Here is a 26,075-nt window from a genome sequence, read left to right on the forward strand (position 1 = left end):
AATTTACCGAAGGCCGATTTGATATAAAAAAACAATTAAACAGTTACAACAATGAAAAACAGAATTTTAATCATCAGTCTGTTCCTTGTGATGTTCTTGTTGTCCGGAATTGGATGCACAAAAGAAGATGACATCAATGAATTACCCCCGGCCACACGAGAGGGAGCGAATACCTTTGGGTGTAAAATTAATGGAGAAGTATATAAAACTTTGGTAGAATGGAAATACTCTATGATTACGTTAAGAGAGGGGGTAAGGACAGGTTATAAGAATGGGGAAATGTATATCTCTGGAGATTTTATACACCCTAGGATAGGAAGAGTTTATTTCACTTTTAGGTATGATGGAGGATTAGGGAGATATAGAGATATTACAGATGTGAAAAAGAATTCAGATTCGTATATTGATATAACTAGATTTGACGATGAGGTTGTTTCGGGAACATTTAATGTGGTGAAATATGCACCTGAATCTGTAGGAGGAGATTCTATTACAACGTATTATACCGAAGGTCGATTTGATATAAAAAGAAACAATTAAACAGTTACAGCAATGAAAAACAGGATTTTAATCATCAGTCTGTTGTTTGTGGTTTACCTACAAACAATCCAGGGGCAGACATCCCCTTCCATTCAATTGAATCTGCAACCGGGGCAGACCTTTTCCGGGGCAATTGCAGGGAGTCTGCAGTTGCTCAACATGGACCGTATCCCTTATGGGGTGTTATGTGAACGGGTAGTGGGCTGGGCTTTACTCCAGCAATGGAATAGTGGCGATACCACCAATTTTGTGCATATCAAACAAGCGTGGTGGGATCTGGAAAACAGCCGGGAGACACCGGGCAACAGGTTCGATCCCTTGAAAAATGCGGTTACCGTGTCGTTAACCGAGAACAAGATACCGTTGATCGCCATCAATTTCGGCTTCGGGTATGTAGACAGTCTCGCTTTGGAGGATGGGAGAATACTTATCGAGAACAACCAGTTGATAGATGCCGGTGGAGAATCTCCCTATATTACCAAAGAGGTGCATTTGGCGGCGTTGTCCACAGAAAAGGTTATTGTCAATACGCCTTACCAGCTTGTCTGCAACAGCTCTTTCCTGTTGGATAACCTTACAACAACGAAGATAAGACCGGATAGTTGTTGATTTACAGAGGGAATTTCTTGTATTGTAGAAAAAATCCTTAATTTTACCGGAAAATGCCAATACTATGACAACGAATACTCCGCCAAACAGTTGTGCCTGCTTGTGAACGTGGTTTTCAAACAAGTTGAAATATGTTTACCTAATAACAATGAGCATAATGAAAACAAAAACATTTTATTATTTATTTCTTACCGTGTTTTTTATAATTGGAAATGGGTGTTCCAAAGGGGATGAAATCAACGATCTACCTCTTGCCACACAAGTGGGTGCAAACACGTTTGGGTGTAAGCTTAATGGAGTGGTCTATAAATGTAGCGCACATTGGAAGGTGGGAGCTCTTCCTTCTATACAGGGGGTGTCAGGTTATTATCATGATGGAAAGCTTATAGTTGATGCATTGATTGCAAAGAATGAAGTTCATGACAGCCGGCAATTTAATTTTACTTTTGAATGTAGTGCGAATCAACCTGGTGTATATAGACAGGGCTTAAAATACCAGAGACTATCTCCGGTAGAAGGTTATGACTCTAAAGTAGAAATAACACGTTTTGATAAGGATGTAATCTCAGGTACTTTTCAGATGAAAGTTCAATTTGATGATGACCCGAATGGTATCCTTGAATTTACCGAAGGCCGGTTTGATATAAAAAGAAACAATTAAACAGTTACAGCAATGAAAAATAGAATTTTAATCATCAGTATGTTCGTTGTGATGTTCTTGTTGTCCGGAATTGGATGCACAAAAGAGGATGACATCAATGAATTACCCCCAGCCACACAAGAGGGAGCGAATACCTTTGGGTGTAAAATTAATGGGGTGGTGTATAAATGTAGTGGGTATAGAGGAGATACGTGGGCCTTCATTAGATTTGACGGTGTGTCAGGCTACTATATTGATGGACAGTTTAATATTGATGCCACGATTTCAGAGAATGAAATCCATGAAAGACGGTCAATCGGAATTTATTTTAATTGTACAGAAAATCAGCCGGGCATATACAGGGAAGGCATAAAATATCAGTTACAATCACCCATGGAAGGATATGACTCAAAAGTGGAGATAACCCGTTTTGACAAGGACGTAATAGCAGGTACTTTTCAGATGAAAATAAAATTTATTGGAAAGAAATATGGTCCTGATGGAATTAGTTTTACTACTTATGAGGATATTGAAACTATTACCGAAGGCCGGTTTGATATAAAAAGAAACAATTAAACAGTTACAGCAATGAAAAACAGGATTTTAATCATCAGTATGCTCCTTGTAATGTTCTTGTTGTCCGGAATTGGATGCACAAAAGAAGATGACATCAATGAATTACCCCCGGCCACACGAGAGGGAGCGAATACCTTTGGGTGTAAAATTAATGGGGTGGTGTATAAATGTAGTGGGTATGGAGGAGATACGTGGGCCTTCATTAGATTTGACGGTGTGTCAGGCTACTATATTGATGGACAGTTTAATATTGATACCTCGATTTCAGAGAATGAAATCCATGAAAGGCGTGAAATAGGGATTTCTTTTAATTGTATTGAGAATCAGCCGGGCATATACAGGGAAGGCATAAAATATCAGTTACAATCACCTATGGAAGGATATGACTCAAAAGTGGAGATAACCCGTTTTGACAAGGATGTAATAGCAGGAACTTTTCAGATGAAAGTTCAATTTGATGATGATCCGGATAGAACCTATGAAATTACCGAAGGCCGGTTTGATATAAAAAGGAACAATTAAACAGTTACAGCAATGAAAAACAGGATTTTAATCATTAGTCTGTTGTTTGTGGTTTACCTACAAACAATCCAGGGGCAGACATCCCCTTCCATTCAATTGAATCTGCAACCGGGGCAGACCTTTTCCGGGGCAATTGCAGGGAGTATGCAGTTGCTCAACACGGACCGTATTCCTTATGGGGTGTTATATGAACGGGTAGTGGGTTGGGCTTTACTCCAGCAATGGAATAGTGGCGATACCACCAATCTTGTGCATATCAAACAAGCGTGGTGGGATCTGGAAAACAGCCGGGAGACACCGGGCAACAGGTTCGATCCCTTGAAAAATGCGGTTGCCCTGTCGTTAACCGAGAACAAGATACCGTTGATCGCCATCAATTTCGGCTTCGGGTATGTAGACAGTCTCGCTTTGGAGGATGGGAGAATAATTATCGAGAACAACCAGTTGATAGATGCCGGCGGAGAATCTCCCTATATTACCAAAGAGGTACATTTGGCGGCGCTGTCCACAGAAAAGGTTATTGTCAATACGCCTTACCAGCTTGTCTGCAACAGCTCTTTCCTGTTGGACAACCTTACAAACGAAACGGTTACAGGATATTCGGTGCAGAATTTAGCCAATGGACAAACGGTCAACCTGCCGGCAAGCGGTACGGCGGGAGTCACCTTTACCGGTCTGGGTATAAGCCTCTTGAAAATAACCATGCATACGGGTAACGGGAGTTATATCTCCTATCAGGAGATAGAGGTTGTTCCTTCTGGATTTCGTCTTAGAAGTGGAGAGGCCACCAGTATTGAGCCGGAAGACAGATTGCTCACTTCCACCATTCCTTTTAAAGGATATGGTGAAACAACCGCTACCATCAGCCATGCCGATTATCATATATACTATCATTTTAAAAATGGCAATAAAACCCAAAGTGAGAGAATATTGAAGAAGCCAATCGTCATAGTGGACGGATTCGATCCGATGGATGATAGAAAATATAATGAAATATATGACAAGTTGTTGCGTTATTATAATGGCACTGATTCTGTAAAATTGGGAGACGAACTGCGCTTGAAAGGATATGACGTGGTAATCCTGAATTTCCCAATAACCGGAACGAATAGCAAAGCAAATAAGACTAACGTAAATATTCCTGAAATCCCCGGTTTTATAAACCGCGACGGAGGAGCCGATTATATCGAGCGTAACGCGTTCCTGCTGGTGAAACTTATACAGGAGTTGAACGCGGAATTGCAAGGCAATGGCAGCAACGAGAAGCTGGTGGTGGTCGGCCCCAGCATGGGAGGCCAGATAAGTCGTTACGCGTTGGCCTATATGGAAAAGAAAGAAGCAGAGGGCATACCCGATATGAACCACAATACCCGTTTGTGGCTAAGTTTTGATAGTCCGCACCTCGGAGCGAATATCCCGCTGGCAATTCAGAAAGATCTCTATTTTTTCGGTTACTCGGGAGGAGAACAAACAGCAAAAGATGCCTATAATAAACAACTGCACTCTGTAGCTGCTCAACAAATGTTAATAGAACAATTGGATAGTAGATGGGGATCGGCTATTGCTACAGATGGGCAGAATGGTACTGCTGTATATCATCAGACCTATTATACTGCATTAAAGAATAATGGATTAGCCGGTTCAGAGGGATGGCCCACCAAACTGAGAAAGGTGGCTTTGGTGAATGGCAATGGAGGCGGGATATCTACCCATCAACCTTCCGATCAGTTTTTATCGTTAGACGCTTATAAAACCATATTCAATACAAAAGTGGTTGAAATTAAAAACAGGTTTATGCCGCCGACTGGTTCTCAAAATACCTATTTTAAAGGTATGGTTGCCTCGACAGGTTTTTTGAGTTTAGATTTTTTTTCTGTGGATCAGAATGTCACAAATGTCAATCAAAGAGGCTCCATGGATATAGTGCAGGGAGGTACAATCAATGTGCAATCTGACATAAAGGATCAATTCTCGGCGGGCTTAAGAAAAAAAGGAGTTACCAGGCAAACCTGGAGCATGATGGAGAACCATAGCTTTATCCCCACTGTGAGCGCCCTTGGATTTAAGAATTCATCATTCAATTGGAATGCTACGATTAACAATCGTGATCTGGTACAAACCGGTGAAATTCCCTTTGACAATTATTATATTCCTTCGTACAATCAAGGACATGTTTCTCTTACCACAGAGAGCGTCGAATGGCTTAATCATCAGTTAGACGGGAATTACTATAATCAAATAAAGAAAATGACAATTGTCGGGCCAACTACCTTATGTGGCCAGTCTACCTATATAATCGACAATTTGATACCCGGAGCGACGGTTCAGTGGAGTGCGGGCAATAATAATATCACGTTGATATCCGGACAAGGAACAAATAGAGCGGTTTTCAGGCACTCCGGGTTTGAAGACAGCGAGGTGAGGGCTACCATCACCCTTGGAGGAATGCCTGTTGAACAACTTGTCTTTCCGGTAAATGTATGTCAACCCTATATCTCCGGTGCTTCTACCATTTGTAATCCAACCACTTATACGATAGAGAAATTACCAATGGGAGCCACCATAGAGTGGAGGAATAATACTGAAATAGAACGGACTTCACCTCAGGGAGGCGTATCCGCAACTTTCAAAAAGATCAAAAATGGCAAATCGACCGTAAAGGCTAATATTACGGTTGGCAGTAAAAATGTTTCGCTGTACATGAATGTAGATGTGGGTCCTCCCAGCCGTCCCTGGGTGCATAAGGGGAGCACTGTTTACAAGGAAAGTAGCGTAGGTTTTAATATGTGTCTTGGGCAGGGGACGACATCGCTTTACCTGATGATGATGAATCCTGATAATTCATCCGGTTACAGTTCATGGGAAGTGACAAAAACGGTGAATCCCGAGAACTTCCAAATAGTGCAAAGTGAAAATTATTTATATGTCAACCCATTGAAAATTGGAGGTGGTGCATTTAAGATAAGGTCACGCAATGATTGTGGCCTAAGTGAAGAGATGTTTATTAATCTTACGATAACAACATGTGGTGGGGGTGGTGGCCCCATTGAACTGCCCGGATTCCCTATTTTTGATTTAATTATTAATCCCAACCCGACAACCGATGTGGTGAATGTGGAGTTGAAAGTGAAACAACCGGAAGATAGTACCTCTGTCCCGCAGAATATGACTACGGCACAGATATCGGGAATGCATGAAATACAGTTATGGAGCAGTGCCTCCCTGTTGAGGACGTATAAAACCGACCAGCAGAAGTATCAGGTTCCGGTAAGCGGACTGCCTGCGGGTATCTATTTTATACGGGTGATCAAAGATGGGAAGACTTACACCCGGAAATTGATTAAGAGGTAAGACTTAATATTTTTACGGATCATCTCTACTGGTGGAAAGACAATGATTCTGCATTGGGTGCCCCTTTACTGAAAGAAGCAAGGGGCACTTTTTATATCAGTACCGTCAGTGCTTCATCGCACAGGGTTATTTTCTCCAGCCCGTTCTCATGAACGATGTAGGTATTCTCAATCCCTACCGCACCGATACCTGGAAGCACGAATTTGGGTTCAAGGGCGAATGCTATACCGGGTTCCAGCACCTCTTTCGAGCGGGGAGTTAGCACCGGAGGCTCGTTGATTTCCAACCCTACGCCGTGGCCGATAAATTTGGCCTGTTGTGTGGTACCCATGAAATAGGGCTCTAACCCGTTCTCTTTCACCATCTCCTCTGCCAAAAGGTAGAGTTCCGAACAGAATGCCCCGGCACGGAACTGCTGCGTGATGGCATTGTTGATGTCGATAGATACCTGATGGGCTTTATAGGCGATGTCGGGGGCATGTCCTATCGCAAAGGTACGGGTCATGTCATCCATCCAGGGACGGTAATTTCCTGCCATATCCACCATCAACGTAGTGCCCGGCCTGAGTATCGAGCCATTGGCTCCTATCGGCAGTAGGGGGCTGACGCCCTTACCTCCCAGCGCATAATCGTAGGGTGACGGTGCCTGGGCATTGTCGCCGGCGAGCATGCTGCCCATGAAGATATCCATATTATCACCGAAGGAACGGAAGATACCCATCGACCCGTGCAGGCGCATCTGCCGTTCTATCTCAATCTGTAATTCCAGGTCGGTCATCCCCTCGCTGTATAAAGAGGGGATTATCTTATATACCTGGGCGTGTATCCGGGCACTTTCACGCATCTGTTCCAGTTCATATTCCGATTTCACGGACCGCAGTTTCCGCAATACTGCCGAGATACTTACCATCTCCGGCATTTCCAGTGCCGTTTGAAGACGCGTGGCTGCGTTGAGCGTGAGTTGGTCGGCTTCGATCAGAACCCGCTTGGGTAAGGAGAAGCCTCTTTCTTGTAATAAGCCCGGGATCTGTTCCGGTTTACGGATGGGTACTGCCCGTTCGTCTGCAATGTTGGAAGGGCGTTTCACAAACAGGACCAGGTCTCCTTCCGGGAAGAGAAGGAGAAAACCGTCGAAAATGAATCCGCAGAGCCAGAATTGGTTGACCGATGAGGTGATAATACATGCATCAGCTTGCATCTCAGTAATGGTCTGTTGTACCTTTTTCAGCCTTGAAGCGGCTTCATTCAAGGGGAGCTTGTTCATAAAGAATATCAGTTTTTGACATCAAAATTAGCTGATTTTTTTGAAAAACCACTATCTTTACATCATAACTGAATTGAGAGGTGGCGAACAGGCGAATACTGATAGTAGAGGATGATCGTTCCTTTGGACCCATGCTTCAGAAATGGTTCGAAAGGAACGGTTTTTCCGCAACCTTATGCTCCGGCATGGTGGCGGCACAGGAAGCGCTTTCCCAAACAGATCCTTATCAGGTTGTCCTCTCCGACCTGCGTCTGCCTGATGGCGATGGTATCATGCTGTTGAACTGGTTGAACGAGACGCACCGGTCGATACCTATAATCATTATGACCGGCTATGGAGAGATCCAGACGGCGGTGTCGGCGATCAAGCTGGGAGCGTTCGATTTTCTGGAAAAACCCATCAATCCCGAGATCCTCAAGAAAAAGATAGAAGCTGCTTTTGATGCCCGGCAGGAAAATATCTCTTTGCCAGAAAAACAACCGGTGGAGAAGAAATCAAACAGAGAACATAAGGAGTTTGTGGAGGGACAGAGCACTCCTTCCTATGAGATGTACACCTACATTGATCTGGTAGCACCCACCCAGATGGCGGTGATGATCATCGGCGAAAGCGGTACGGGAAAAGAGCATGTGGCCCGTTTGATCCATAACCGCAGTAACCGTGCCGGCGGCCCCTTTATAGCAGTGGATTGCGGTAGTCTTTCCATTGAATTGGCTCCGAGTGAACTCTTCGGTCACAAGAAAGGCTCTTTTACCTCTGCGATAGAGGATAAGACTGGTTTTTTCAGGGAGGCACATGGTGGTACACTATTTCTCGATGAGGTGGGGAACCTGCCTTATGGTGTGCAGATGCAATTGCTTCGCACCCTTCAGGAAAAGAAGGTGAGGCCGGTGGGTACTTCCACCGACCAGCGTGTGGACGTGCGGATCATCACTGCGACCAATGAAAACCTTGAAAAAGCGATCGATAAGGGAAATTTCAGGGAAGATCTCTATCACCGGCTGAATGAGTTTATGATCAAGGTTCCGTCGCTACGGGATTGTGCGGAAGATATCCCGGCCTATGCCGATCACTTCAGGGAGGAAGCCAACCGGGAACTCGGCAGGGAGGTAGACGCCATCTCTCCCGAAGCGATAGCGGTGCTGAAAGGCTATACCTGGCCCGGGAACCTGAGAGAATTGCGTAATGTGATCCGACGGGCGGTACTTTTCTCGAAGGGAGATGCCATTATCCCCGACAGTTTACCGATACTTACAGCAAAAAAAGAAGAATTACAACCGAAAGTAGACGTCTCTCTTTCCGTGGAACCGGAAGAAGAGAAAGAGAAGATCCTTAGGGCACTTGCACAGGCGAAGGGGAATAAAACAAAAGCTGCCATCCTGCTGCAAATCGACCGGAAAACGCTTTATAATAAACTCCATCAGTATAGCATTGGGTTATAATTCTTTAAAATAATGTTTGGAAATTGTCTTTCTTTATTGATATGGTTTATTGATTTTTAATATTTACTCTTCGGATTAGTAGAATTTTTTCTTAATTTTAGCGGAAAATACCAATACTATGACAACGGATGTTTCACCATATTGCAGTTCCTGCTTGTAAATGCTGTTTGCAAGCAGTACAAAAGAGATCGTATTTAAACAATGGTTTTTTTTGCTATTTATTTAGATAATTGATATGTTCCTGTCTTTGTGTAAATTTAATATGAGGTTTGTTAATTGGCTTTATAGGCAGGAAAGAAGCCCTTAATTGTAACTTAGAAACTAAAAATGAAAAATTATGAAACCAGTTCAATTTGCAATATTCATATTATGCATGGGATTATTTTATGCTACATCCTGTGAGAAAGAAAAAGAGAAAGTGTGGACAGAACTACCCCCTGAGACACAGCAAGGCGCCAACACCATTGGCTGCCTGGTGGATGGTGAATTATGGGCTACGAGTAGATTACCGCGCGGCATATTTCAAGAAGAGTCGCTGATTGCTATTTATGCTATAGATGGTCCAGATTCAGGATTGTTACATCTTCATGCGGAAGGAAGGGCCGGAACGATGGTTTTCTTTATAACCAATCCTCAAATCGGGGAGAACAAGGCCACTGTGAGAGCCTGGTTTAATTTAAAACCCGAGTGTGAACGATTCTCAAAAGAAGATATAGGCACGGTATATATTACAAGGCTTGACACCAAAGGACGTGTTGTCAGTGGCCGTTTTGCTCTTGAACTCCCTTGTGAGAAAAATGCGGAAAATGTTATCCGCATTACCGAAGGCCGTTTTGACATGTACATGGATGGAGATTTTAGCAGTTTAAATAACCCGTAAAAAGTAGAAATCATGAAAAAAATTGTACTGTTTTGTGCTTTTGTTGTTTTCTCCACACTGCTTTTTGCGCAGACAGTGGAAGAGGAAATTACAAACCGGATGAATTATGTCTTTGAAAAAGTGAATCGAGGAAATGTCGTTACGGGTATATTGGGAAACTATGGTGTGCAACCTATCCCTTTGGAATATTATGATAGTATTCCTGCTGACAGTAATTTTGTGGATCTCTATATCTTTACAATGCTATATGCGGGGGTCTACAGTGCTAAATTTAATAATAACATATCCCTGATTACCCCGGATGAACTTTCTCAGCGAATTGAGGGCTATTCTTCAGGAGGAGCTATTCCTGTGGGTATTATGTATTACTGATATAACCGGTTCAAGGAAGATGCCGTGGAGTCAAGCCGATCAACGAGCAGATTGTCGAAATTACAGGTAAAATCCGTATGAGACACTTGATTTGTTTGCTGCCGGCCCTAAAGAAGTGATCATCGAAGGAGGAGATGTGTCTTGGACAGGGAACTACCTCTGTTCACCTGATGATGATGAATCCGGACAATTCATCCGATTACAGTTCGTGGGAAGTGACAAAGACTGTGAGTCCCGAAAATTTCCAAATTGTGCAAAGTGAAAATTATTTACAAATCAATCCATTGAAAATTGGAGGTGGTGCGTTTAAGATAAGATCACGTAATGATTGCGGATTAAGTGAGGAAATGTTCATTAATCTTACGATAACAACCTGTGGAGGTGGTGGAGGAGGCCCCATTGAACTACCGGGATTCCCTATTTTTGATCTAATTATTAGCCCCAACCCTACAACCGATGTGGTGAGTGTAGAGTTGAAAGTGAAACAACCGGAAGATAGTACCTCAGTTCCGCAGAATATGACCTTGGCTCAGATATCGGGAATGTATGAAATACAGTTATGGAACAGTGCTTCCCTGTTGAAAACCTATAAAACCGACCAGCCTAAATATCAGGTTCCGGTAAGCGGACTGCCTGCGGGTATCTATTTTATACGGGTGATAAAAGATGGACAGACTTACACCAAGAAAATGATCAAGAGATAAGACTACAGCATCTCTTTACTGATCATCTCGGAAAATATCCGTAACTCCCCGATATTTTCCGAGAGTTCCTCTTTCCAGTCGGGATAGGCTGTTTCATCTTTTCCCCTCAAGTTATCCATTTTCCGAAGGGAGGTGCATAAGTGTGCCGCATCGAGCTGACAAAGGAAAGGGTATATCCTGTGGCAGAGTTTTTGTGCCTCTTCGAATGCGCCATCGTCTATAAGCGCCTGTAAAAGAGTGGTGTCCTGGTGTGCGGTTTGCACGAACCCCGAGAGGATATCCCTGATGGTTTCCGTGTCATCACCAAACAAGGAGACAAGTTGCGGGAACTTATCCTTATAGATGTTTTCATCGGATCCTTTTTTCTCTTTTTCACCCGGATCCTTTTCCTCCTTTTTGGTATAATATTCCCCCGAAACAATTTCAATCAGTTCGCTCATCCGGATAGGTTTTTTGACCAGGCCGGAAAATCCTTCCGAAAGAGCCCTTTCCCTATTATAATCGTCGTGGGCTGTCATTAACCATACGGGAGTTTGAGAATCTTTTTTCCGGATCTCACGCAGAATATCGATCCCCGTGATTTCCCTCATTTGCATATCGGTAAATACGATATCGAAAAGGGAGAGGACTCTCAGGAATCCGTTCACATCCCGGGCTTCATTGCATAGCTTTACTTTATAGCCGTGACGGATAAGATATTCCCTGATCATATTTCCCAGTGAAAGGTCGTCTTCAAAGAGGAGTATTTTCTGAAATTGTGTTCCTTCCTGCAAAGCGTCATTATCCTGCCGGGAGGCTCTGTCTTCATTTCCCCTCAATATACTTTCTTCGGATATCTGCAGGGCCGGTATGGTGACGGTAACGCAGGTTCCCTTTCCTTTCTCTGAAATCACCTTTATCTCTCCATTTAACAGATCCACCAGCCCTTTCGTGACATACATCCCGAAGCCGCTTCCTTCGGCTTTCAACGGGTTTTGCATGCGGGAGAAAGGCTTGAATATCTCCGGAAGCTCATCTGCATCCATGCCTATGCCGCTATCGGTCACAGTGAAAATTAAGCGATCCTCATATTGCAGCCCGATGGTGACCCCGCCCTCACGTGTGTACTTTACGGCGTTGGAGACAACATTGGTGAGTATCTGTTTCAGGAGCGTATGATCTGTTTCCACATATAGCGGGGAAGAGGCCTGGTTTTCGAACTCCAGGCTCAGCGCTTTTTCTTCCGTCAGCGGTTCAAACATGCGGATAATATCCTTCATCAACTCGATAAGGTTGAACTGGCTATTATGCAACCTGGCCGACTTTTGTTGGAGGCGTGAGAATTCAAGCAGGTTGGTCAGCATTGTCAAGATATGTTTTCCCGAATTCCTCGCGGACTGTAATTGCCGTTTCTTGTCTTCATCGGTCTCCTCCGAATCCCACATCTCCATGTATCCCATTATCGAACTGAGGGGCGTCTTGACATCGTGCGACACCGATAACAGCAGTTTATGGCGGCTTTCAATCAGTTCTTCCGTGAGTTGCTTCTCTTTTACCAGGTCGGCACGTGCTTTCTGGCCTTTATTGAGATCATTGATAATGAAGATAATAATGATAAGGATAAAGAAGATAGAGAGCGCGCCGATCTCGATCGCGAACCTGAAAATTCTCCGGGTAAGCTCTTCACTATTTTCTGTCCCACTCCAGGCAATCCGGATAGTTTCATTATAGAACTCATTGGTGAGTTGGGAGATGCGCAGTGAAATGTTCTGTTCGGCATACATAAGCTCGCGGACCTCCCGCTCGATCCCCTGTATGCGCGAAGAGTAGGTTTTGGACGCTTCTTCCGTGATGCTTTTCAGACCGGCAACCATTGTTGTGTCTACACGTGAACTTGATCTTGATTCCTGTTCGGTACGTGTGATGTTGATGGTGCTATCCGGTGCGTGCTGGGGATCAAACACATTTCTCAGACGATTCCAGAATCCCTTTTTCTGCTTCTCTATTACCCGTGTCGTATCGATATTGGTGGTTACTATTATTGAATCGACGATGATCTCATCATAACGGTTGATTTTCTGGTCGAGTTGCGTCAGCGGATTCTGTGACCTGAAGAGCCCCGTCAGCCTCCGTATAATCTTGTTTTTCTCCTGTAGCAAGGAGTCGATATCCTGTAATAGTATGTTCAGCTCATTCTCCGGTTTCATACTATTTATGGTAATTATTTGCTGCGATATATCGGTAGTGATGGAGTCGTATTGCTGTTGAAGTGCTTTCCGCGGTGATGCCAGGTACATGTTCAACACATCCTGTGCCTGTTGTATGGAGACAATCAATTGATTGCTTTCCGACAGGATCCGGTATGAATTGTCCATCTCAGCTTTCTGGATGTCCATATTCTCTTTAAGTGAATAAGAATAAAGGAATAGTCCGGCAAAATAGAGAAGGACCACGAGGAATATCAATCCTATTTTTACCCTGACCTTTTGTTCCGGTGATTTTTTTTTCGCCATTCATCCAATATTTTTGTAAATATACATGATAAATTTTAATCGTGTATATTTCAGTGTAGACGTGGTCGCTGAGGAAAATGTGGAATTGTATATTTCCTGTTGTGGAATTTTTCCACACTTTCCACGATATTTCCACAATGTGAATCTCCGGTGTAATATTTATAATATAGGATTAAGTTTCCTATTATCAGATGTTTAGTCTCTTTGGATGTATGCAGGTATTGGTTTGGTATCCAATTTGATATATAATAAATATCAATGAGTAATCATAAAAATAAAAGGAGTAAAAATTAATGCGGTTTTTATTTTTTTAAAATTTATCGTGATGAAAAAGATAATCAAGTCTATCAAGACGATTCTATTTTGATATAAATGATTCCAGCGTCATTGTAAATGACAAACTACACTATCGCACCTCTATATATTTCTTAAGTTAACGTATTCTTCAAAACACAATGGCAAAGGACCCGATCGCCCCTTTACTGAGATAAGTAAGGGGGCGGTTATTTTTTTATTCATTCCATATATCCCATGCAGCCAGTGCCTGGAGTTCAAGCATCTCCCTGCCGTTTTTAACCGTGGCACCTTGTCTCTTCCCTTTTTGCAGGAACAATGTCTCTTCGGGGTTATACACCAGATCGTAAAGCAAGTGGCGGGGTGTGAGATGGGTATAAGGTATGTCGGGACAATCCTCTGTTTGGGGAAAAGTGCCTACTGGCGAAGCGTTTATGATAACTGTAAATTCAGATATAACGGCAGGGGAGAGGTCGTTATAAGTAAATCTCTCATTTTCCGGGGTACGGGATACATATCGCCATTCTATCTGCATATCTGTCAGCGCCTGTGCGACTGCTTTCGATGCTCCGCCGGTACCCAGTATCAGCGCTTTACGGTGAGATGCCGGGTCAATCAAAGGTTGAAGAGATTGCTTAAATCCTATGTAATCGGTATTGTGCCCGATAAGTTTGTGATAATACATGTCTCCGGGCCTTCTCTCTATTTTGATCACGTTTACGGCACCGATCTTCCGGGTTTCGGGAGAGATTTCACTCAGAAAGGGGATTATCTGTTCCTTATAGGGAATGGTGACATTTAATCCTTTCAATTGTTGATTGAGCAGGAGGATATGACGGATCTCCTGAATATCTCCAATCTCGAAATTGAGGTATTCCGCATCAATCCCTTCACGGTAAAACTTCTCAGTGAAGAACTTCGCCGAGAAAGAGTGTTTCAGGGGAAAACCAATCAGACCGTATGTAAGCATTGTTCAGTAGTTGTTCGATTGTTGTTCAGTTGTGATTCGTGAGTAGAGCGAACGAATAACGGCGAAGCCGAATAACAATGTATAGGCGAAGCCGAACACAATCAATTCACCGGTTTCTCCGCGATATACAACGTGGCAATGCCGAGGGTGTATCTTCTCAGCCGGATATTGGTGAATCCGTTCTTTTTTAATATCAGCATCATCTCCCTTCCCTGAGGAAAAGCAGCGATGGATTCAGGCAGATAACTGTATGCCCGTTGTTCTGTTGCCAAAATGCCCGAGAGTACCGGCATGACATATTGGGTATAAGTGGTATACAGTTGTTTGATCGGTGTTTCCTGCGGCGTGGTGAGTTCGAGAAAAAGAAATACACCACCCGGCCTCAACACGCGGAGTACTTCCCGGAAGCTTCTGTCGATTTCTTCGAAATTACGAACACCGAAAGCGACGGTCGCCGCATCAAAACTGTTATCGGCAAAGGTGAGGTTGGCGCAGTCCTCTACTTCGAAGTTGATGATATGCTGTAATCCTTTTGCCTTTACCTTTTCTTTTCCGATATTCATCATTCCTTCGGAAATATCTACGGCAATGATCTTTTCCGGTTGAAGTATCTTCTGTGCCAGAATAGCGAAGTCGCCTGTGCCGGTAGCGATATCCAATAACTCCTTGTGAGGATATTTTCTCAGCACTTTTAGCGCATCGTACCGCCAATAGTTATCAATCCCGAGTGACATCGCACCGTTCATCCTGTCGTAGCTGGGAGCGATCTTATCGAACATGCGTCTCACCTGGTCCTTCTTCGGTTGATCGGGATTATAAGGATTTACCTTTTCTACTTTGTAGGCCATTCTTTTATTGGGGTTGAAATTCAACTATTATCGGGATTGTAAATATTCATTGATATTTTTCTCAATACGGGATTCCAGATTATCCGTATCGGCCTTCACAAACTTCTCTCCCACAATCTTTTCGTACAGTTCGATATACCGTTCCGATACACTCAGGCAGTATTCGTCGGTCATTTCGGGAACCTGTTGTCCGGCTTGTCCCTGAAATCCGTTGTCCATTAGCCATTTGCGTACAAATTCTTTAGAGAGTTGCCGTTGCTCCTCGCCTTTCTCGAAACGTTCCTGATAGCCCTCGCTATAAAAGTAACGGGACGAGTCGGGTGTGTGGATTTCATCAATCAGGTAAATTTTTCCGTCTTTCTTGCCAAACTCATATTTGGTATCCACCAGGATTAGCCCTTTTTCTGCTGCCATCTCTGTACCTCGTTTGAACAGAGCGTAAGTGTATTTTTCCAGCTGTTCATATTCTTCCCTGCTTACCAGTCCCTGTGCAATGATCTCCTCTTTCGATATATTTTCATCATGTCCCTCATCGGCTTTCGTGGTAGGGGTGATCAGGGGTGTCTCGAACTTCTGGTTTTCACGCAACCCTTCTGCCAGGGGAAGGCCGCAAAGTGTACGTGCTCCCTTCTTGTACTCACGCCATGCGCTGCCGGTGATATAACCACGAATCACCATCTCCACCTTATATGGTTCACATTGATGTCCTACCGTCACCATTGGATCGGGAGAGGCTGTTTTCCAGTTAGGCACGATATCGGCGGTAGCATCCAGAAATTTAGCGGCTATCTGATTCAATACCTGTCCTTTATATGGAATGCCTTTGGGCAGTACCACGTCGAATGCCGAAATACGGTCGGTGGCGATCATTACCAATGTGTCTTCCCCAATGCTATACACATCGCGTACTTTCCCGTGGTATACTTTTGTCTGTCCGGGGAAATTATAATCTGTTCTTGTCAATGCGTTCATATCTTAATTGATTTGATGATTTATTGATTTAATAGAACTTAGAACTGGGAACTGAGAAGTGAAGAAGTCTTTTGAAGCGTTTAATTGTTTAATTGTTTCACTATTAATTTTTCACTCTTCACTCTTCACTTTTAGTTTTTAATTTTTAGTTCTTCACTCTTGGCTCTGAGAACCTTCCCACTTTCCTGCTTTCCCACCTTCCCACTTCTCACTTGTCTCATACGCTTCCACTATCCTCTGTACGAGCTTATGCCGTACAATATCTTTCTTGTTGAATTCAACCGTCGCAATACCTTTGATATTTCTCAGTACCTGCATCGAATGGATAAGGCCCGACTGTTGAGAGTGGGGCAGGTCGATCTGGGTGATATCGCCGGTGATGATCATTTTACCGTTTAACCCCAGGCGTGTCAGGAACATCTTTATCTGCGGCTTGGTGGTATTCTGCGCTTCATCGAGAATGATGACGGCGTCGTTCAGGGTGCGTCCCCGCATAAATGCGAGCGGTGCGATCTGAATGATCTTGTTTTCGATATACTCCTTCAGTTTTATTGGCGGGATCATATCTTCCAGTGCATCGTAGAGCGGTTGTAGATAGGGATCTATCTTCTCCTTCATATCTCCGGGCAGGAAGCCCAGTTTTTCACCTGCTTCCACGGCAGGGCGACTCAGGATGATCTTCCGGACCTTCTTTGATTTGAGTGCCCTTACCGCCAGTGCAATGGCGGTATAGGTCTTCCCGGAACCTGCTGGGCCTATGGCGAACACCATATCATTTTCGTCGAACGCTTCTACCAATCGTTTCTGATTGGCAGTACGGGCCAGAATGGGTTTCCCGTTCAGTCCGTGAATGATAAGATTATCCACATTCACCATGGCAGGTGCCTTCCCCTTCACCATGTCCAGAATATCCTCCTCCTTCAGCACGTTCATCTCGTTGCTGAATTTTTCCATTTCACGGATCTTTTCTTCAAAGCCCGTAAGCTCTTCCTCTTCGCCGATCACTTTGATCACATTTCCCCTTGCTACAATTCGTAGTTTGGGATATAGTGTCTTGATCAACTGGATGTTGCTGTTGTTGATTCCAAAAAAGACAACCGGGTCTACGTTCTCTATGATAATGATGCGCTCAATCATTCTCCGTTCTTTGAGAAGTTTAACGAATATTGCTGCGTTTTGTTCTCTTGACCTTCAATATAATTGATGAACGCGTTGTTTACAAGCCTGTTTCCGCCAGGGGTAGGGTAGTCGCCCGAGAAATACCAGTCGCCCCCATTATTGGGACATGCTTTGTGGAGGTCCTCGATACTTTGGAAAACGATTTTTACTTCTGCTTTTATCTCTTTGGATGTGAGCATGTGCGCTATCTTCTCGGAGATTTCTTCATCGGTAAAGGGTGCATAGATATCCTTTACATAGTTCACGATATGCTCTTTCTTCAAATGACGTTGGGCCACCGATTTCTTGTATGTCTCGTCGATCACATGCTGCATGCCACGCTCTTTCAGCAATTCAATAGCTGCTTTAAAAGCGATGAATTCGCTCATTCTCGACATGTCTATACCATAGCAGTCGGGATAGCGTATCTGGGGTGAAGAAGATACGATGATGATCTTTTTTGGATCGAGCCTGTCCAATATCTTGATGATGCTCTGCCGTAGTGTGGTGCCCCGTACGATACTGTCGTCGATAATCACCAGGCTATCAATACCTCTTCTCAACGAACCATAGGTCACATCATAGACGTGTGCCGCAAGGTCGTTTCGGGTATTCCCCTGTGCGATGAAAGTACGCAGTTTGATATCCTTGATCGCCACTTTCTCCGAACGGACCCGCTTGGAGAGTATTGTATCGACCTCTTCCTTGCTGAGTGAGTTCCCTTTTTCGAGGATAGTTAATGCTTTTTTGTGATTGAAATGATTTTCTAATCCCTGGAGCATGCCGAAATAAGCGACCTCGGCCGTATTGGGAATAAATGAGAAGACCGTATTATCGAAATCATCATCCACTGCTTCCATGATTTTAGGAACCAGCAATTCTCCCAGTTTCTTCCGTTCCCGGTAGATGTCATAGTCGGATCCCCGGGAGAAATAGATCCTCTCGAAGGAGCAGGGGGTGATCTTTTTCTTCTCCTCCTGTATCTGATGCAGATTGATAGAGCCGTTGCGCTTCACGATGAGTGCTTCTCCCGGATTAAGTTCATGGACATCATCCTTCTTCAGGTTGAATGCCGTCTGTATAACTGGACGTTCCGACGCAACCACCGCTATTTCATCGTCGTGGTAATAAAACGCCGAGCGGATACCCCAAGGATCACGCAGCACAAAAGCGTCGCCACAGCCAATTAACCCACAGAGGGCATAGCCGCCGTCCCAAATAGAGGATGCCCTTTTCAACAGAAAGGGTATATCGAGCTTTTCTCCGATCTGGTGGCTGATCTCCTGACCGTTCATGTTCTCTTTTTTCAGATGATCATATTGGTATTGAACCTCACGATCCAGATAATGTCCAAGCGATTCAAGCATAACGAAAGTGTCGGCATAATCGCGCGGATGCTGTCCTTCCTGAAGCAGTTGCTGGAACATTTCGTCCACATTAGTCATGTTGAAATTCCCTGCCAGGGCGAGGCTTCTCGATGCCCAATTATTGCGGCGCAGCAGTGGATGTACATAGCTGAGCCCGCTCTTGCCGGTAGTGCTGTAGCGCAGATGCCCGATAAAGAGTTCCGCGGCAAAAGGAACCGTTTTTTTTACAAACTCCACATCACTGAGTTGTTCCTTGGTGAATCGTTGGAGCGATGCATGCACATTGGAGAATATCTCCGATATGGCACTTGAGCCCAGCGCGCGTTCCCTGAAAATGAACTCGTTGCCAGGTGACGCTTCGAGCTTGACGGCTCCCAGTCCCGCACCTTCCTGTCCACGGTTATGCTGCTTTTCCATCAGCAGGTACATTTTGTCGAGTCCGTATTGCCACGTCCCATACTTATTGTAATAATAATCGAGGGGTTTGAGGAGGCGGATTACTGCAATTCCGCATTCGTGCTTGATAATATCAGTCATTGATAAACCTTTCTATAATTAAGGCACAAATTTACTCTTATTTGTGGAAATTTGGCGGGTATCGGGAGGATAATCTTATCAAAAAAATGTCAACGGACCGGTTTTTCGAAGAGTTGGTATTATCTTTGTCCATATATATATAATTATTCAAATTTCGCAAAACCTCTGCTTTAGTTGTACCTGTTGCGGTGAGTCTATTTGCGAGAATTCAATAAAATAATCGTATGAACTGGGAACGTTTATTGTCGGCGAAAAGATTTGGGATGGAGCATTATGAAGATGCGAAAAAACATGAACGGACGGAGTATCAGCGCGATTACGACAGGTTGATCTTTTCCTCTCCTTTCCGTCGTTTGCAAAACAAGACACAAGTATTTCCCTTACCGGGAAGTATTTTTGTGCATAACCGGCTGACGCACAGTTTGGAGGTTGCCAGTGTGGGGAGGTCGATGGGTGAGAATATTGGACGTGAACTTCGGAGACGATATTCGGATTCGGCGGCTCATTTCGAGGAGATCGGGTCTATTGTTGCGGCTGCATGCCTGGCGCATGATATGGGAAATCCTCCTTTTGGCCATTCCGGGGAGAAAGCGATCTCCACCTTCTTTTCGGAAGGGAAAGGATCTTGCCTTAGGAATGAATTGGAGCAGGAGGGTGGCCGCTGGAGCGATTTTACCTGTTTTGAAGGAAATGCAAATGCCATACGGCTGCTGATGCATCAGTTCAGGGGAAGGCGGAAGGGTGGTTTTGCGATAACCTATTCCACATTGGCTTCTATTGTGAAATATCCCTATTCTTCTGAGTTGAGTGGAGGAAAAAATAAATTCGGTTTTTTTGCATCAGAGGAGGACGATTACAGGCAAATTGCGGAAGATCTCGGTATAATCAAACGAAATGAAGATCCGTTGAAATTTGTACGTTACCCTTTAGTCTATCTTGTAGAGGCGGCGGATGATATCTGTTATCAGGTGATGGATATTGAGGATGCACACAAACTACGCCTGCTATCCACCGAAAAAGCGGTAGAATTGTTACTTGGTTTTTTCGAAGGGAAGGATAAACAACGACGTATCGCCACTTTATCGTACGTGACGGATATCAACGAGCAGATTGCCTATCTGCGTTCCGGGGTGATAGGGCTGTTAGTCAATGAATGTTCGGCGCTCTTTCTCTCCAATGAGGAGCAGATCCTCGCCGGAAAGTTCTCCGGCACACTCATTAAAAATATCTCTCCATTTGTAGCAGGAGCTTACAGTCGATGTGCGGAATTTGCCCAGCAACATATTTACCGTTCAAAAGATGTACTCGATATTGAACTGGCCGGCTATAGGATCATCGGTTATTTATTGGAGGTATTTACAGATGCTATCCGGAATCCCGGTCATACCTATTCGAAGTTGCTTCTCGACCGGATCCCGGAACAGTATGAAACAGACTCTGCCTCTTTGTATGGAAAAATTCAATCGGTGATCGATTACATATCAGGTATGACGGATGTCTATGCGCTTGATTTATATCGCAAAATAACAGGAATAGGTATACCTGTTGTCTGATTCTGCTTACTATTTGGTAAAAATAATTTTTTTTATATTTTTTATTGAAAATGTTGTTGGATATTTAATTTATTTTTTTATATTTGCAACGTGGTTTTTTCATAATAGTATTAGATTTAAGGTTAACATGTTTGGCAGAATGTCGAGAGACATTCTGCCGAATGCTTTTAACACTTTATATTTTAGTTCAATCCTAATATTTTTTACTTTTGTGGTAAATTAAGGTATGCGGAAAATAATTTTTATTCTCTTCTTTTCATTGTTTCTTATGCAATGTACTTCAAATGAGAAATCGCTCAATAAGAAACTTGAAAAAATGGCGGCCAGCTACAACGAGTCGGCACCGTTGATGTTCAATCAATATATTCGGTTTGACAAGGCAGTTGTTGCATCCGAAAATGTATTTCAATATCATTATACGGTATTAAATACTGCTAATCCGGACTCCCTTCTTGAAGGTGTTTTTATATCATTAAAAGAAGAAATAGTAAAAAAACACTCATTGGAGGCTGATCTTCGCATATTTAAGGAAAACAAAATACCTCTTGAGTATATTTACAGAAACGAAAAAGGAGTGATTATCCGTTCATTGAAGATCACACCGGAAGATTACCAGTAAAAAAGGAGAAATATGAATCGTTATTTTTACATCGACGCAGAAGGAAAGCAAAAAGGGACTTTTTCGCCCGAAGAATTGAGGCGTGAGCGGATAAAACGTGATACGCTTGTCTGGACACAAGGTATGGAACAGTGGAGACGGGCTGAAGAGACCGATGAACTTCGCTTTCTGTTTGCCGATACCTATAGGGATCCCGAATTAGTGGAGGCACAGCCCTCTGCACGGTACGATCAGTACAGGCAAACCGCCGGATCGCAGGTGATACAGCCAATGCCCAAGACCTGGCTGGTTGAGTCGATCCTGGTGACTATCCTTCCGTTCATCTTTTGTAGCAGCATACTGAATCTCCTTGGAATTATCGGTATCGTATATGCAGCGCAAGTGGAGTCTTTTTATAACAGGGGTGATTATGCCGCTTCGCTGGAATCTTCACGATCCGCTGCGAAATGGACCAAGATAGCCCTGTGGATCGCTATCGGTTGGGTGATACTTATGGTAATTACCGTGGTGTTGCTTTTTTGGTTTGTTGCGGATTTGTCACCTCTTAATAATATTCTGAATACTTAATCTCAAAATATCGAATAAATGGAATATCAAAATGATCAGGAACAGCCGACTTCTGCCTATAATAAGGAAGAACGCGACCCGGTACAGACTCCGCCGCCGTATCAACAACCACCGGTGGATAACATCCCTCCTCTGAAACCGGGTAATTGGCTTTGGCAATCCATTGTTGCCACCCTTCTCTGCTGCGTGCCTTTCGGAGTTGTGGGGATCATCTATGCCGTTAGAGTTAATTCGCTCTATTTTAATGGAAACTATCAGGAGGCAGAGCGAATGGCGCAGAAAGCAAAGATGTGGACGCTTATCTCTATCGTAGCAGGATTGCTCTATGTTATCCTCTGGACAATTCTGGTAATTACCGGTAATTTGCCGGAATACATGCAGAATATCATTGAAAAGAATGCAAGCGGTTATAATTTTTAAGCCCTGTTGTGCATAAAGGTTTGAAAATAGGTATGGGCGCAGCCGTAATTGTATCGATTGCGGCGGCGCTTTATATTTTTTACACGTTCGATCCGAAGACACAGCCTCTTTTCCCGAGATGTCCCTTTTTGCTCGTGACGGGTTATGAATGCCCGGGATGTGGGTCCCAGAGAGCTATCCACAGCTTGTTGCATTTCAATATCGGGGCTGCATTGAGATATAATGCCTTTATGGTGTTGGCGTTGCCTTATATCCTCCTGGGTATTTATCTGGAGTATTTTGGCGGGAAAAAGCGTTTCCCCAGGACTGTGAAATTTTTCTTTGGGCGTTGGTCGGCCGTTATGGTGCTGATTGTAATAACTGCCTATTGGATTTTGAGAAATTTGTTATAAATCCGATTTTTGTAAAAAACAATACATATTTATGCCTCTTCTTTAGGGTTTACGGTTCAGCTACAATATCAGTTTCCTGGAGTTTGCCCATTTCGTATACCGTCTCAGGAGCAATGTCAATGGAGTTTTTGCTTCAGGAAATGGCCGGTGTGTGATTTCTCACATTGCACGATCTGGTCCGGTGTCCCTTCACATACCACATATCCTCCGGCTTTACCTCCTTCCGGTCCGATATCGATAATATGGTCGGCACATTTGATGATCTCCATATTGTGCTCGATAATGATGACCGTATGGCCGCGTTCTATAAGGGCGTTGAATGCCTGCAGCAACGTTTTGATATCGTGGAAGTGCAGGCCGGTGGTCGGTTCATCGAAGATAAAGACGGTGGGTTCTGCTTTCTCTTCTCCCAGGTAGTAGGCTAGCTTCACACGTTGGTTCTCTCCGCCCGATAGGGTGGAGGAGGACTGTCCCAGTTTGATATATCCTAACCCTACATCCTGCAGCGGTTGCATTTTCTTCACGATTTTCTTTTCGGTAGCCCCCTTCTGTTGTCCAAAAAATTCGATTGCCTGGTTGACGGTCATCTCCAGTATATCGTGAATAGAGGCTCCCTTATATTCTATCTCCAGGACTTCATCCGAAAATCGCTTGCCGTGGCATGATTCACATTCCAGACGTATATCGGCCATAAACTGCATCTCCACGGTGATGGTGCCCTCCCCTTTGCATTCACTACAGCGTCCTCCTTCCACGTTGAACGAGAAATAGGCGGGCGAGAAACCCATCTGTTTTGCCAATGGTTGTGCTGCATAAAGTTTACGGATTTCGTCGAATGCCTTGAGGTAGGTGACCGGATTGGAGCGGGATGACTTACCGATAGGGTTCTGGTCGACGTATTCCACTCCTTTCATCAGCCTGATATCACCTCCGATACCGTTGAATTCGGCATGTTCCAGGGCAGTGCCTTTATAATGGTGTTGCAGTGCGTTGAATAATACATCATTCACCAGTGATGATTTGCCCGAACCGCTGACACCTGTCACCACTGTCATCACATTCAACGGGAATTTCACGTCGATATTCTTCAGGTTATTTTGCCGTGCTCCTTTTACCTCTATATAATTATTCCATTTGCGGCGAACTTTAGGAATTTCGATCTGCTCTTCACCGGTAAGATACTTGACGGTGTAGCTGTCGCTCTTTTCCTCCAGCTCCGCCACATCACCCTGATAGATCACTTCACCTCCCAGTCGGCCTGCCTTGGGGCCTATGTCGATAATATAATCCGCCGCACGGATGATCTCTTCATCGTGCTCCACTACCACCACCGTATTTCCCATATGTTGCAAATCACGCAATACGCCGATCAGCAGGTAAGTATCGCGCGAATGAAGCCCGATACTGGGTTCGTCGAGGATATAAAGCGATCCCACTAGGCTGCTCCCCAGCGACGATACCAGGTTGATACGTTGACTCTCACCGCCCGAGAGGGTGTTCGAGAGCCGGTTAAGCGTGAGATACCCCAGACCAACGTTTAAAAGGAACTGAATACGGTTCCTTATTTCAGTGAACAAGCGTTCAGCGATGGTGGCATCGGTCTCGTCCAGTGTAAGTTGATCGAAAAAATCCTTTAGTTCGGTGATGGGAATGACGACTAATTCGGTAATTGATTTCCCGCCCACTTTTACGTACGACGCTTCCTTCTTGAGTCGTGATCCTTTGCATACCGGACAGCTGGTCTTACCACGGTAACGTGCCAGCATGACCCGGTACTGTATCTTGTAGAGGTTTTTCTCGAGCATCCCGAAGAAATCGTTAATCCCGTAGATGCCGAAGTTATGACGGCCATTCCAGAGTATATCTTTTTCATCCTCGGTAAGATCGTAGTAAGCACGGTGGATTGGGAAATCTACTTTATAGGCATTGTGTACGAACTCCTGCCGCCATTCGCTCATCTTTTCTCCTCTCCAGCACTGTACACACTCCTCCTGGACGGAGAGGCTCTTGTCGGGGATTACCAGATTTTCGTCGATGCCGATCACCTTCCCGAATCCTTCACACTTGGGACAGGCACCGACGGGACTATTGAAGTTGAACATCATCTCGGTCGGTTCTTCGAAAGTGATGCCGTCCGCTTCAAAACGGTTGGAGAAGGTGAACGACTCAATCCCGTTTTCACCCCAGAAACGGACGATACATTCGCCGTTACCTTCCAGAAAAGCGGTCTCTACCGAATCGGAGAGCCGATTCACTGTCGCCTTGTCGGAAGAGCAGGAGAGCCGGTCGATCACCAATAACACTTCGTTTTCCGAGGGCAGTTTTTTTTGTTCCAACAGTTCGTCGATACGGTAAAACTGTTCACCCACATCCACACGGGTGAATCCCTCTTTCAGCAGTATCTCCAACTGGCTACGCAGGTCACGGCCGTTCCGCAACTGGATATGCGACAGTACCGCCATACGTGTACCCTCCCGGTACTCTTTCATTTTCTCCACCACATCATTTACGTAATGGCGTTTTACCTCCTTGCCCGAAACGGGGGAGATGGTTTTACCGATACGTGCATAAAGCAGCCGCAGGTATTCATATATTTCGGTGGAAGTGCCTACTGTGGATCGAGGATTGCGGGAAGTAGTCTTCTGCTCGATGGCAATAGCTGGAGGGATACCCCGTATATAGTCGCACTCCGGCTTGTTCATCCGTCCGAGGAACTGTCGGGCATAAGCTGAAAGGCTCTCCACGTACCGCCGTTGGCCTTCGGCATATAATGTGTCGAATGCCAGTGACGATTTTCCTGATCCGGAGAGTCCTGTGATAACAGTAAAAGTATTGCGTGGGATATTTACGTCGATATTTTTGAGGTTGTTGACGCGTGCACCCTTTATTTCGATCTGATTTGAATTGCTCATATGACCATTTCTATAACTGACAAAGATAAGGATTATGGGGCAAAAAGAGATTATTCGTCCGGAAAACTAAAGAA

Annotated in this window: 23 protein-coding genes; 15 read left to right on the forward strand and 8 right to left on the reverse strand. The window is 44.3% G+C overall.

Annotated features, from left to right (window positions below; genetic code table 11):
- Positions 1–51 precede the first annotated feature (51 nt).
- The 6 genes from VB073_RS15905 (at position 52) to VB073_RS15930 (ending at position 6,238) form a co-directional block, all read left to right on the forward strand.
- Positions 52–540, forward strand: coding sequence for a hypothetical protein (locus VB073_RS15905; RefSeq protein WP_323405173.1), 489 nt, complete (start codon positions 52–54; stop codon positions 538–540).
- Between the two features lie 12 nt (positions 541–552).
- The gene (locus VB073_RS15910) at positions 553–1,149 is read left to right on the forward strand and encodes a hypothetical protein (RefSeq protein ID WP_323405174.1); all 597 of its coding nucleotides are present in this window, start codon (positions 553–555) and stop codon (positions 1,147–1,149) included.
- 157 nt (positions 1,150–1,306) lie between these two features.
- Entirely contained in the window at positions 1,307–1,810 is a 504-nt protein-coding gene (locus VB073_RS15915) for a hypothetical protein (protein WP_323405175.1), read from the forward strand.
- Between the two features lie 12 nt (positions 1,811–1,822).
- Positions 1,823–2,365, forward strand: coding sequence for a hypothetical protein (locus VB073_RS15920; protein WP_323405176.1), 543 nt, complete (start codon positions 1,823–1,825; stop codon positions 2,363–2,365).
- Positions 2,366–2,377: 12 nt separating this feature from the next.
- A complete protein-coding gene (locus VB073_RS15925) occupies positions 2,378–2,887 on the forward strand; it encodes a hypothetical protein (protein WP_323405177.1) in 510 nt (169 codons plus the stop codon).
- A 12-nt stretch (positions 2,888–2,899) separates the two neighbouring features.
- The gene (locus VB073_RS15930) at positions 2,900–6,238 is read left to right on the forward strand and encodes a T9SS type A sorting domain-containing protein (RefSeq protein WP_323405178.1); all 3,339 of its coding nucleotides are present in this window, start codon (positions 2,900–2,902) and stop codon (positions 6,236–6,238) included.
- Positions 6,239–6,329: 91 nt separating this feature from the next.
- Here VB073_RS15930 and VB073_RS15935 read toward each other — a convergent pair whose 3' ends face one another.
- On the reverse strand, positions 6,330–7,502 hold the full coding sequence (locus VB073_RS15935; RefSeq protein WP_323405179.1) for a Xaa-Pro peptidase family protein: 1,173 nt from the start codon (positions 7,500–7,502) through the stop codon (positions 6,330–6,332).
- Between the two features lie 80 nt (positions 7,503–7,582).
- On the opposite strand from VB073_RS15935, the gene VB073_RS15940 reads away from it, so the two are divergent.
- The 4 genes from VB073_RS15940 (at position 7,583) to VB073_RS15955 (ending at position 10,900) form a co-directional block, all read left to right on the forward strand.
- Positions 7,583–8,944, forward strand: a complete 1,362-nt coding sequence (locus tag VB073_RS15940; RefSeq protein ID WP_323405180.1) for a sigma-54 dependent transcriptional regulator — start codon at positions 7,583–7,585, stop codon at positions 8,942–8,944.
- Positions 8,945–9,281: 337 nt separating this feature from the next.
- Positions 9,282–9,824 carry a hypothetical protein gene (locus VB073_RS15945; protein WP_323405181.1) on the forward strand — a complete coding sequence of 181 codons (543 nt, stop codon included), beginning with the start codon at positions 9,282–9,284 and terminating at the stop codon, positions 9,822–9,824.
- Between the two features lie 12 nt (positions 9,825–9,836).
- Entirely contained in the window at positions 9,837–10,196 is a 360-nt protein-coding gene (locus tag VB073_RS15950; protein WP_323405182.1) for a hypothetical protein, read from the forward strand.
- 134 nt (positions 10,197–10,330) lie between these two features.
- On the forward strand, positions 10,331–10,900 hold the full coding sequence (locus VB073_RS15955; protein WP_323405183.1) for a T9SS type A sorting domain-containing protein: 570 nt from the start codon (positions 10,331–10,333) through the stop codon (positions 10,898–10,900).
- Positions 10,901–10,902: 2 nt separating this feature from the next.
- Here VB073_RS15955 and VB073_RS15960 read toward each other — a convergent pair whose 3' ends face one another.
- From VB073_RS15960 to VB073_RS15985, 6 genes are all read right to left on the reverse strand, one after another.
- Entirely contained in the window at positions 10,903–13,392 is a 2,490-nt protein-coding gene (locus VB073_RS15960) for a hybrid sensor histidine kinase/response regulator (RefSeq protein ID WP_323405184.1), read from the reverse strand.
- A gap of 511 nt (positions 13,393–13,903) precedes the next feature.
- A complete protein-coding gene (aroE, locus tag VB073_RS15965) occupies positions 13,904–14,656 on the reverse strand; it encodes a shikimate dehydrogenase (protein ID WP_323405185.1) in 753 nt (250 codons plus the stop codon).
- A gap of 101 nt (positions 14,657–14,757) precedes the next feature.
- On the reverse strand, positions 14,758–15,504 hold the full coding sequence (gene ubiE / locus VB073_RS15970; RefSeq protein ID WP_323405186.1) for a bifunctional demethylmenaquinone methyltransferase/2-methoxy-6-polyprenyl-1,4-benzoquinol methylase UbiE: 747 nt from the start codon (positions 15,502–15,504) through the stop codon (positions 14,758–14,760).
- A 27-nt stretch (positions 15,505–15,531) separates the two neighbouring features.
- Positions 15,532–16,476, reverse strand: a complete 945-nt coding sequence (locus VB073_RS15975) for a phosphoribosylaminoimidazolesuccinocarboxamide synthase (protein ID WP_323405187.1) — start codon at positions 16,474–16,476, stop codon at positions 15,532–15,534.
- A 153-nt stretch (positions 16,477–16,629) separates the two neighbouring features.
- Positions 16,630–17,613 carry a PhoH family protein gene (locus tag VB073_RS15980; RefSeq protein ID WP_323405188.1) on the reverse strand — a complete coding sequence of 328 codons (984 nt, stop codon included), beginning with the start codon at positions 17,611–17,613 and terminating at the stop codon, positions 16,630–16,632.
- Positions 17,610–19,538 (reverse strand): amidophosphoribosyltransferase, encoded by a 1,929-nt coding sequence (locus VB073_RS15985; RefSeq protein ID WP_323405189.1) that lies wholly within the window; start codon positions 19,536–19,538, stop codon positions 17,610–17,612. Before VB073_RS15985 ends, VB073_RS15980 begins: the two co-directional genes overlap by 4 nt.
- Before the next feature lie 224 nt (positions 19,539–19,762).
- Here VB073_RS15985 and dgt point away from each other — a divergent pair, with 224 nt between their 5' ends.
- The 5 genes from dgt to VB073_RS16010 all read left to right on the forward strand — a co-directional run bounded on the left by dgt (position 19,763) and on the right by VB073_RS16010 (position 23,089).
- Positions 19,763–21,091 (forward strand): dGTP triphosphohydrolase, encoded by a 1,329-nt coding sequence (gene dgt / locus VB073_RS15990; RefSeq protein ID WP_323405190.1) that lies wholly within the window; start codon positions 19,763–19,765, stop codon positions 21,089–21,091.
- A 268-nt stretch (positions 21,092–21,359) separates the two neighbouring features.
- Positions 21,360–21,710, forward strand: coding sequence for a hypothetical protein (locus tag VB073_RS15995; protein WP_323405191.1), 351 nt, complete (start codon positions 21,360–21,362; stop codon positions 21,708–21,710).
- 12 nt (positions 21,711–21,722) lie between these two features.
- Positions 21,723–22,277: a GYF domain-containing protein gene (locus VB073_RS16000; protein WP_323405192.1), complete on the forward strand. Its 555-nt coding sequence runs from the start codon at positions 21,723–21,725 to the stop codon at positions 22,275–22,277.
- An 18-nt stretch (positions 22,278–22,295) separates the two neighbouring features.
- On the forward strand, positions 22,296–22,697 hold the full coding sequence (locus VB073_RS16005) for a CD225/dispanin family protein (RefSeq protein WP_323405193.1): 402 nt from the start codon (positions 22,296–22,298) through the stop codon (positions 22,695–22,697).
- 32 nt (positions 22,698–22,729) lie between these two features.
- On the forward strand, positions 22,730–23,089 hold the full coding sequence (locus VB073_RS16010; protein WP_323405194.1) for a DUF2752 domain-containing protein: 360 nt from the start codon (positions 22,730–22,732) through the stop codon (positions 23,087–23,089).
- Between the two features lie 116 nt (positions 23,090–23,205).
- Here VB073_RS16010 and uvrA read toward each other — a convergent pair whose 3' ends face one another.
- A complete protein-coding gene (gene uvrA / locus VB073_RS16015; protein WP_323405195.1) occupies positions 23,206–26,001 on the reverse strand; it encodes an excinuclease ABC subunit UvrA in 2,796 nt (931 codons plus the stop codon).
- Positions 26,002–26,075 lie beyond the last annotated feature (74 nt).

It is taken from the genome of Proteiniphilum sp., from assembly GCF_034927365.1.
Classification (GTDB): domain Bacteria; phylum Bacteroidota; class Bacteroidia; order Bacteroidales; family Dysgonomonadaceae; genus Proteiniphilum.

Excerpts from the sequence above, each read along its gene's own strand:
- VB073_RS15905 (WP_323405173.1), top strand. The coding sequence starts at position 52 with ATGAAAAACAGAATTTTAATCATCAGTCTGTTCCTTGTGATGTTCTTG.
- VB073_RS15910 (WP_323405174.1), top strand. The coding sequence starts at position 553 with ATGAAAAACAGGATTTTAATCATCAGTCTGTTGTTTGTGGTTTACCTA.
- VB073_RS15915 (WP_323405175.1), top strand. The coding sequence starts at position 1,307 with ATGAAAACAAAAACATTTTATTATTTATTTCTTACCGTGTTTTTTATA.
- VB073_RS15920 (WP_323405176.1), top strand. The coding sequence starts at position 1,823 with ATGAAAAATAGAATTTTAATCATCAGTATGTTCGTTGTGATGTTCTTG.
- VB073_RS15925 (WP_323405177.1), top strand. The coding sequence starts at position 2,378 with ATGAAAAACAGGATTTTAATCATCAGTATGCTCCTTGTAATGTTCTTG.
- VB073_RS15930 (WP_323405178.1), top strand. The coding sequence starts at position 2,900 with ATGAAAAACAGGATTTTAATCATTAGTCTGTTGTTTGTGGTTTACCTA.
- VB073_RS15935 (WP_323405179.1), bottom strand. The coding sequence starts at position 7,502 with ATGAACAAGCTCCCCTTGAATGAAGCCGCTTCAAGGCTGAAAAAGGTA.
- VB073_RS15945 (WP_323405181.1), top strand. The coding sequence starts at position 9,282 with ATGAAACCAGTTCAATTTGCAATATTCATATTATGCATGGGATTATTT.
- VB073_RS15950 (WP_323405182.1), top strand. The coding sequence starts at position 9,837 with ATGAAAAAAATTGTACTGTTTTGTGCTTTTGTTGTTTTCTCCACACTG.
- VB073_RS15955 (WP_323405183.1), top strand. The coding sequence starts at position 10,331 with ATGTGTCTTGGACAGGGAACTACCTCTGTTCACCTGATGATGATGAAT.
- VB073_RS15960 (WP_323405184.1), bottom strand. The coding sequence starts at position 13,392 with ATGGCGAAAAAAAAATCACCGGAACAAAAGGTCAGGGTAAAAATAGGA.
- aroE (WP_323405185.1), bottom strand. The coding sequence starts at position 14,656 with ATGCTTACATACGGTCTGATTGGTTTTCCCCTGAAACACTCTTTCTCG.
- ubiE (WP_323405186.1), bottom strand. The coding sequence starts at position 15,504 with ATGGCCTACAAAGTAGAAAAGGTAAATCCTTATAATCCCGATCAACCG.
- VB073_RS15975 (WP_323405187.1), bottom strand. The coding sequence starts at position 16,476 with ATGAACGCATTGACAAGAACAGATTATAATTTCCCCGGACAGACAAAA.
- VB073_RS15980 (WP_323405188.1), bottom strand. The coding sequence starts at position 17,613 with ATGATTGAGCGCATCATTATCATAGAGAACGTAGACCCGGTTGTCTTT.
- VB073_RS15985 (WP_323405189.1), bottom strand. The coding sequence starts at position 19,538 with ATGACTGATATTATCAAGCACGAATGCGGAATTGCAGTAATCCGCCTC.
- dgt (WP_323405190.1), top strand. The coding sequence starts at position 19,763 with ATGAACTGGGAACGTTTATTGTCGGCGAAAAGATTTGGGATGGAGCAT.
- VB073_RS15995 (WP_323405191.1), top strand. The coding sequence starts at position 21,360 with ATGCAATGTACTTCAAATGAGAAATCGCTCAATAAGAAACTTGAAAAA.
- VB073_RS16000 (WP_323405192.1), top strand. The coding sequence starts at position 21,723 with ATGAATCGTTATTTTTACATCGACGCAGAAGGAAAGCAAAAAGGGACT.
- VB073_RS16005 (WP_323405193.1), top strand. The coding sequence starts at position 22,296 with ATGGAATATCAAAATGATCAGGAACAGCCGACTTCTGCCTATAATAAG.
- VB073_RS16010 (WP_323405194.1), top strand. The coding sequence starts at position 22,730 with ATGGGCGCAGCCGTAATTGTATCGATTGCGGCGGCGCTTTATATTTTT.
- uvrA (WP_323405195.1), bottom strand. The coding sequence starts at position 26,001 with ATGAGCAATTCAAATCAGATCGAAATAAAGGGTGCACGCGTCAACAAC.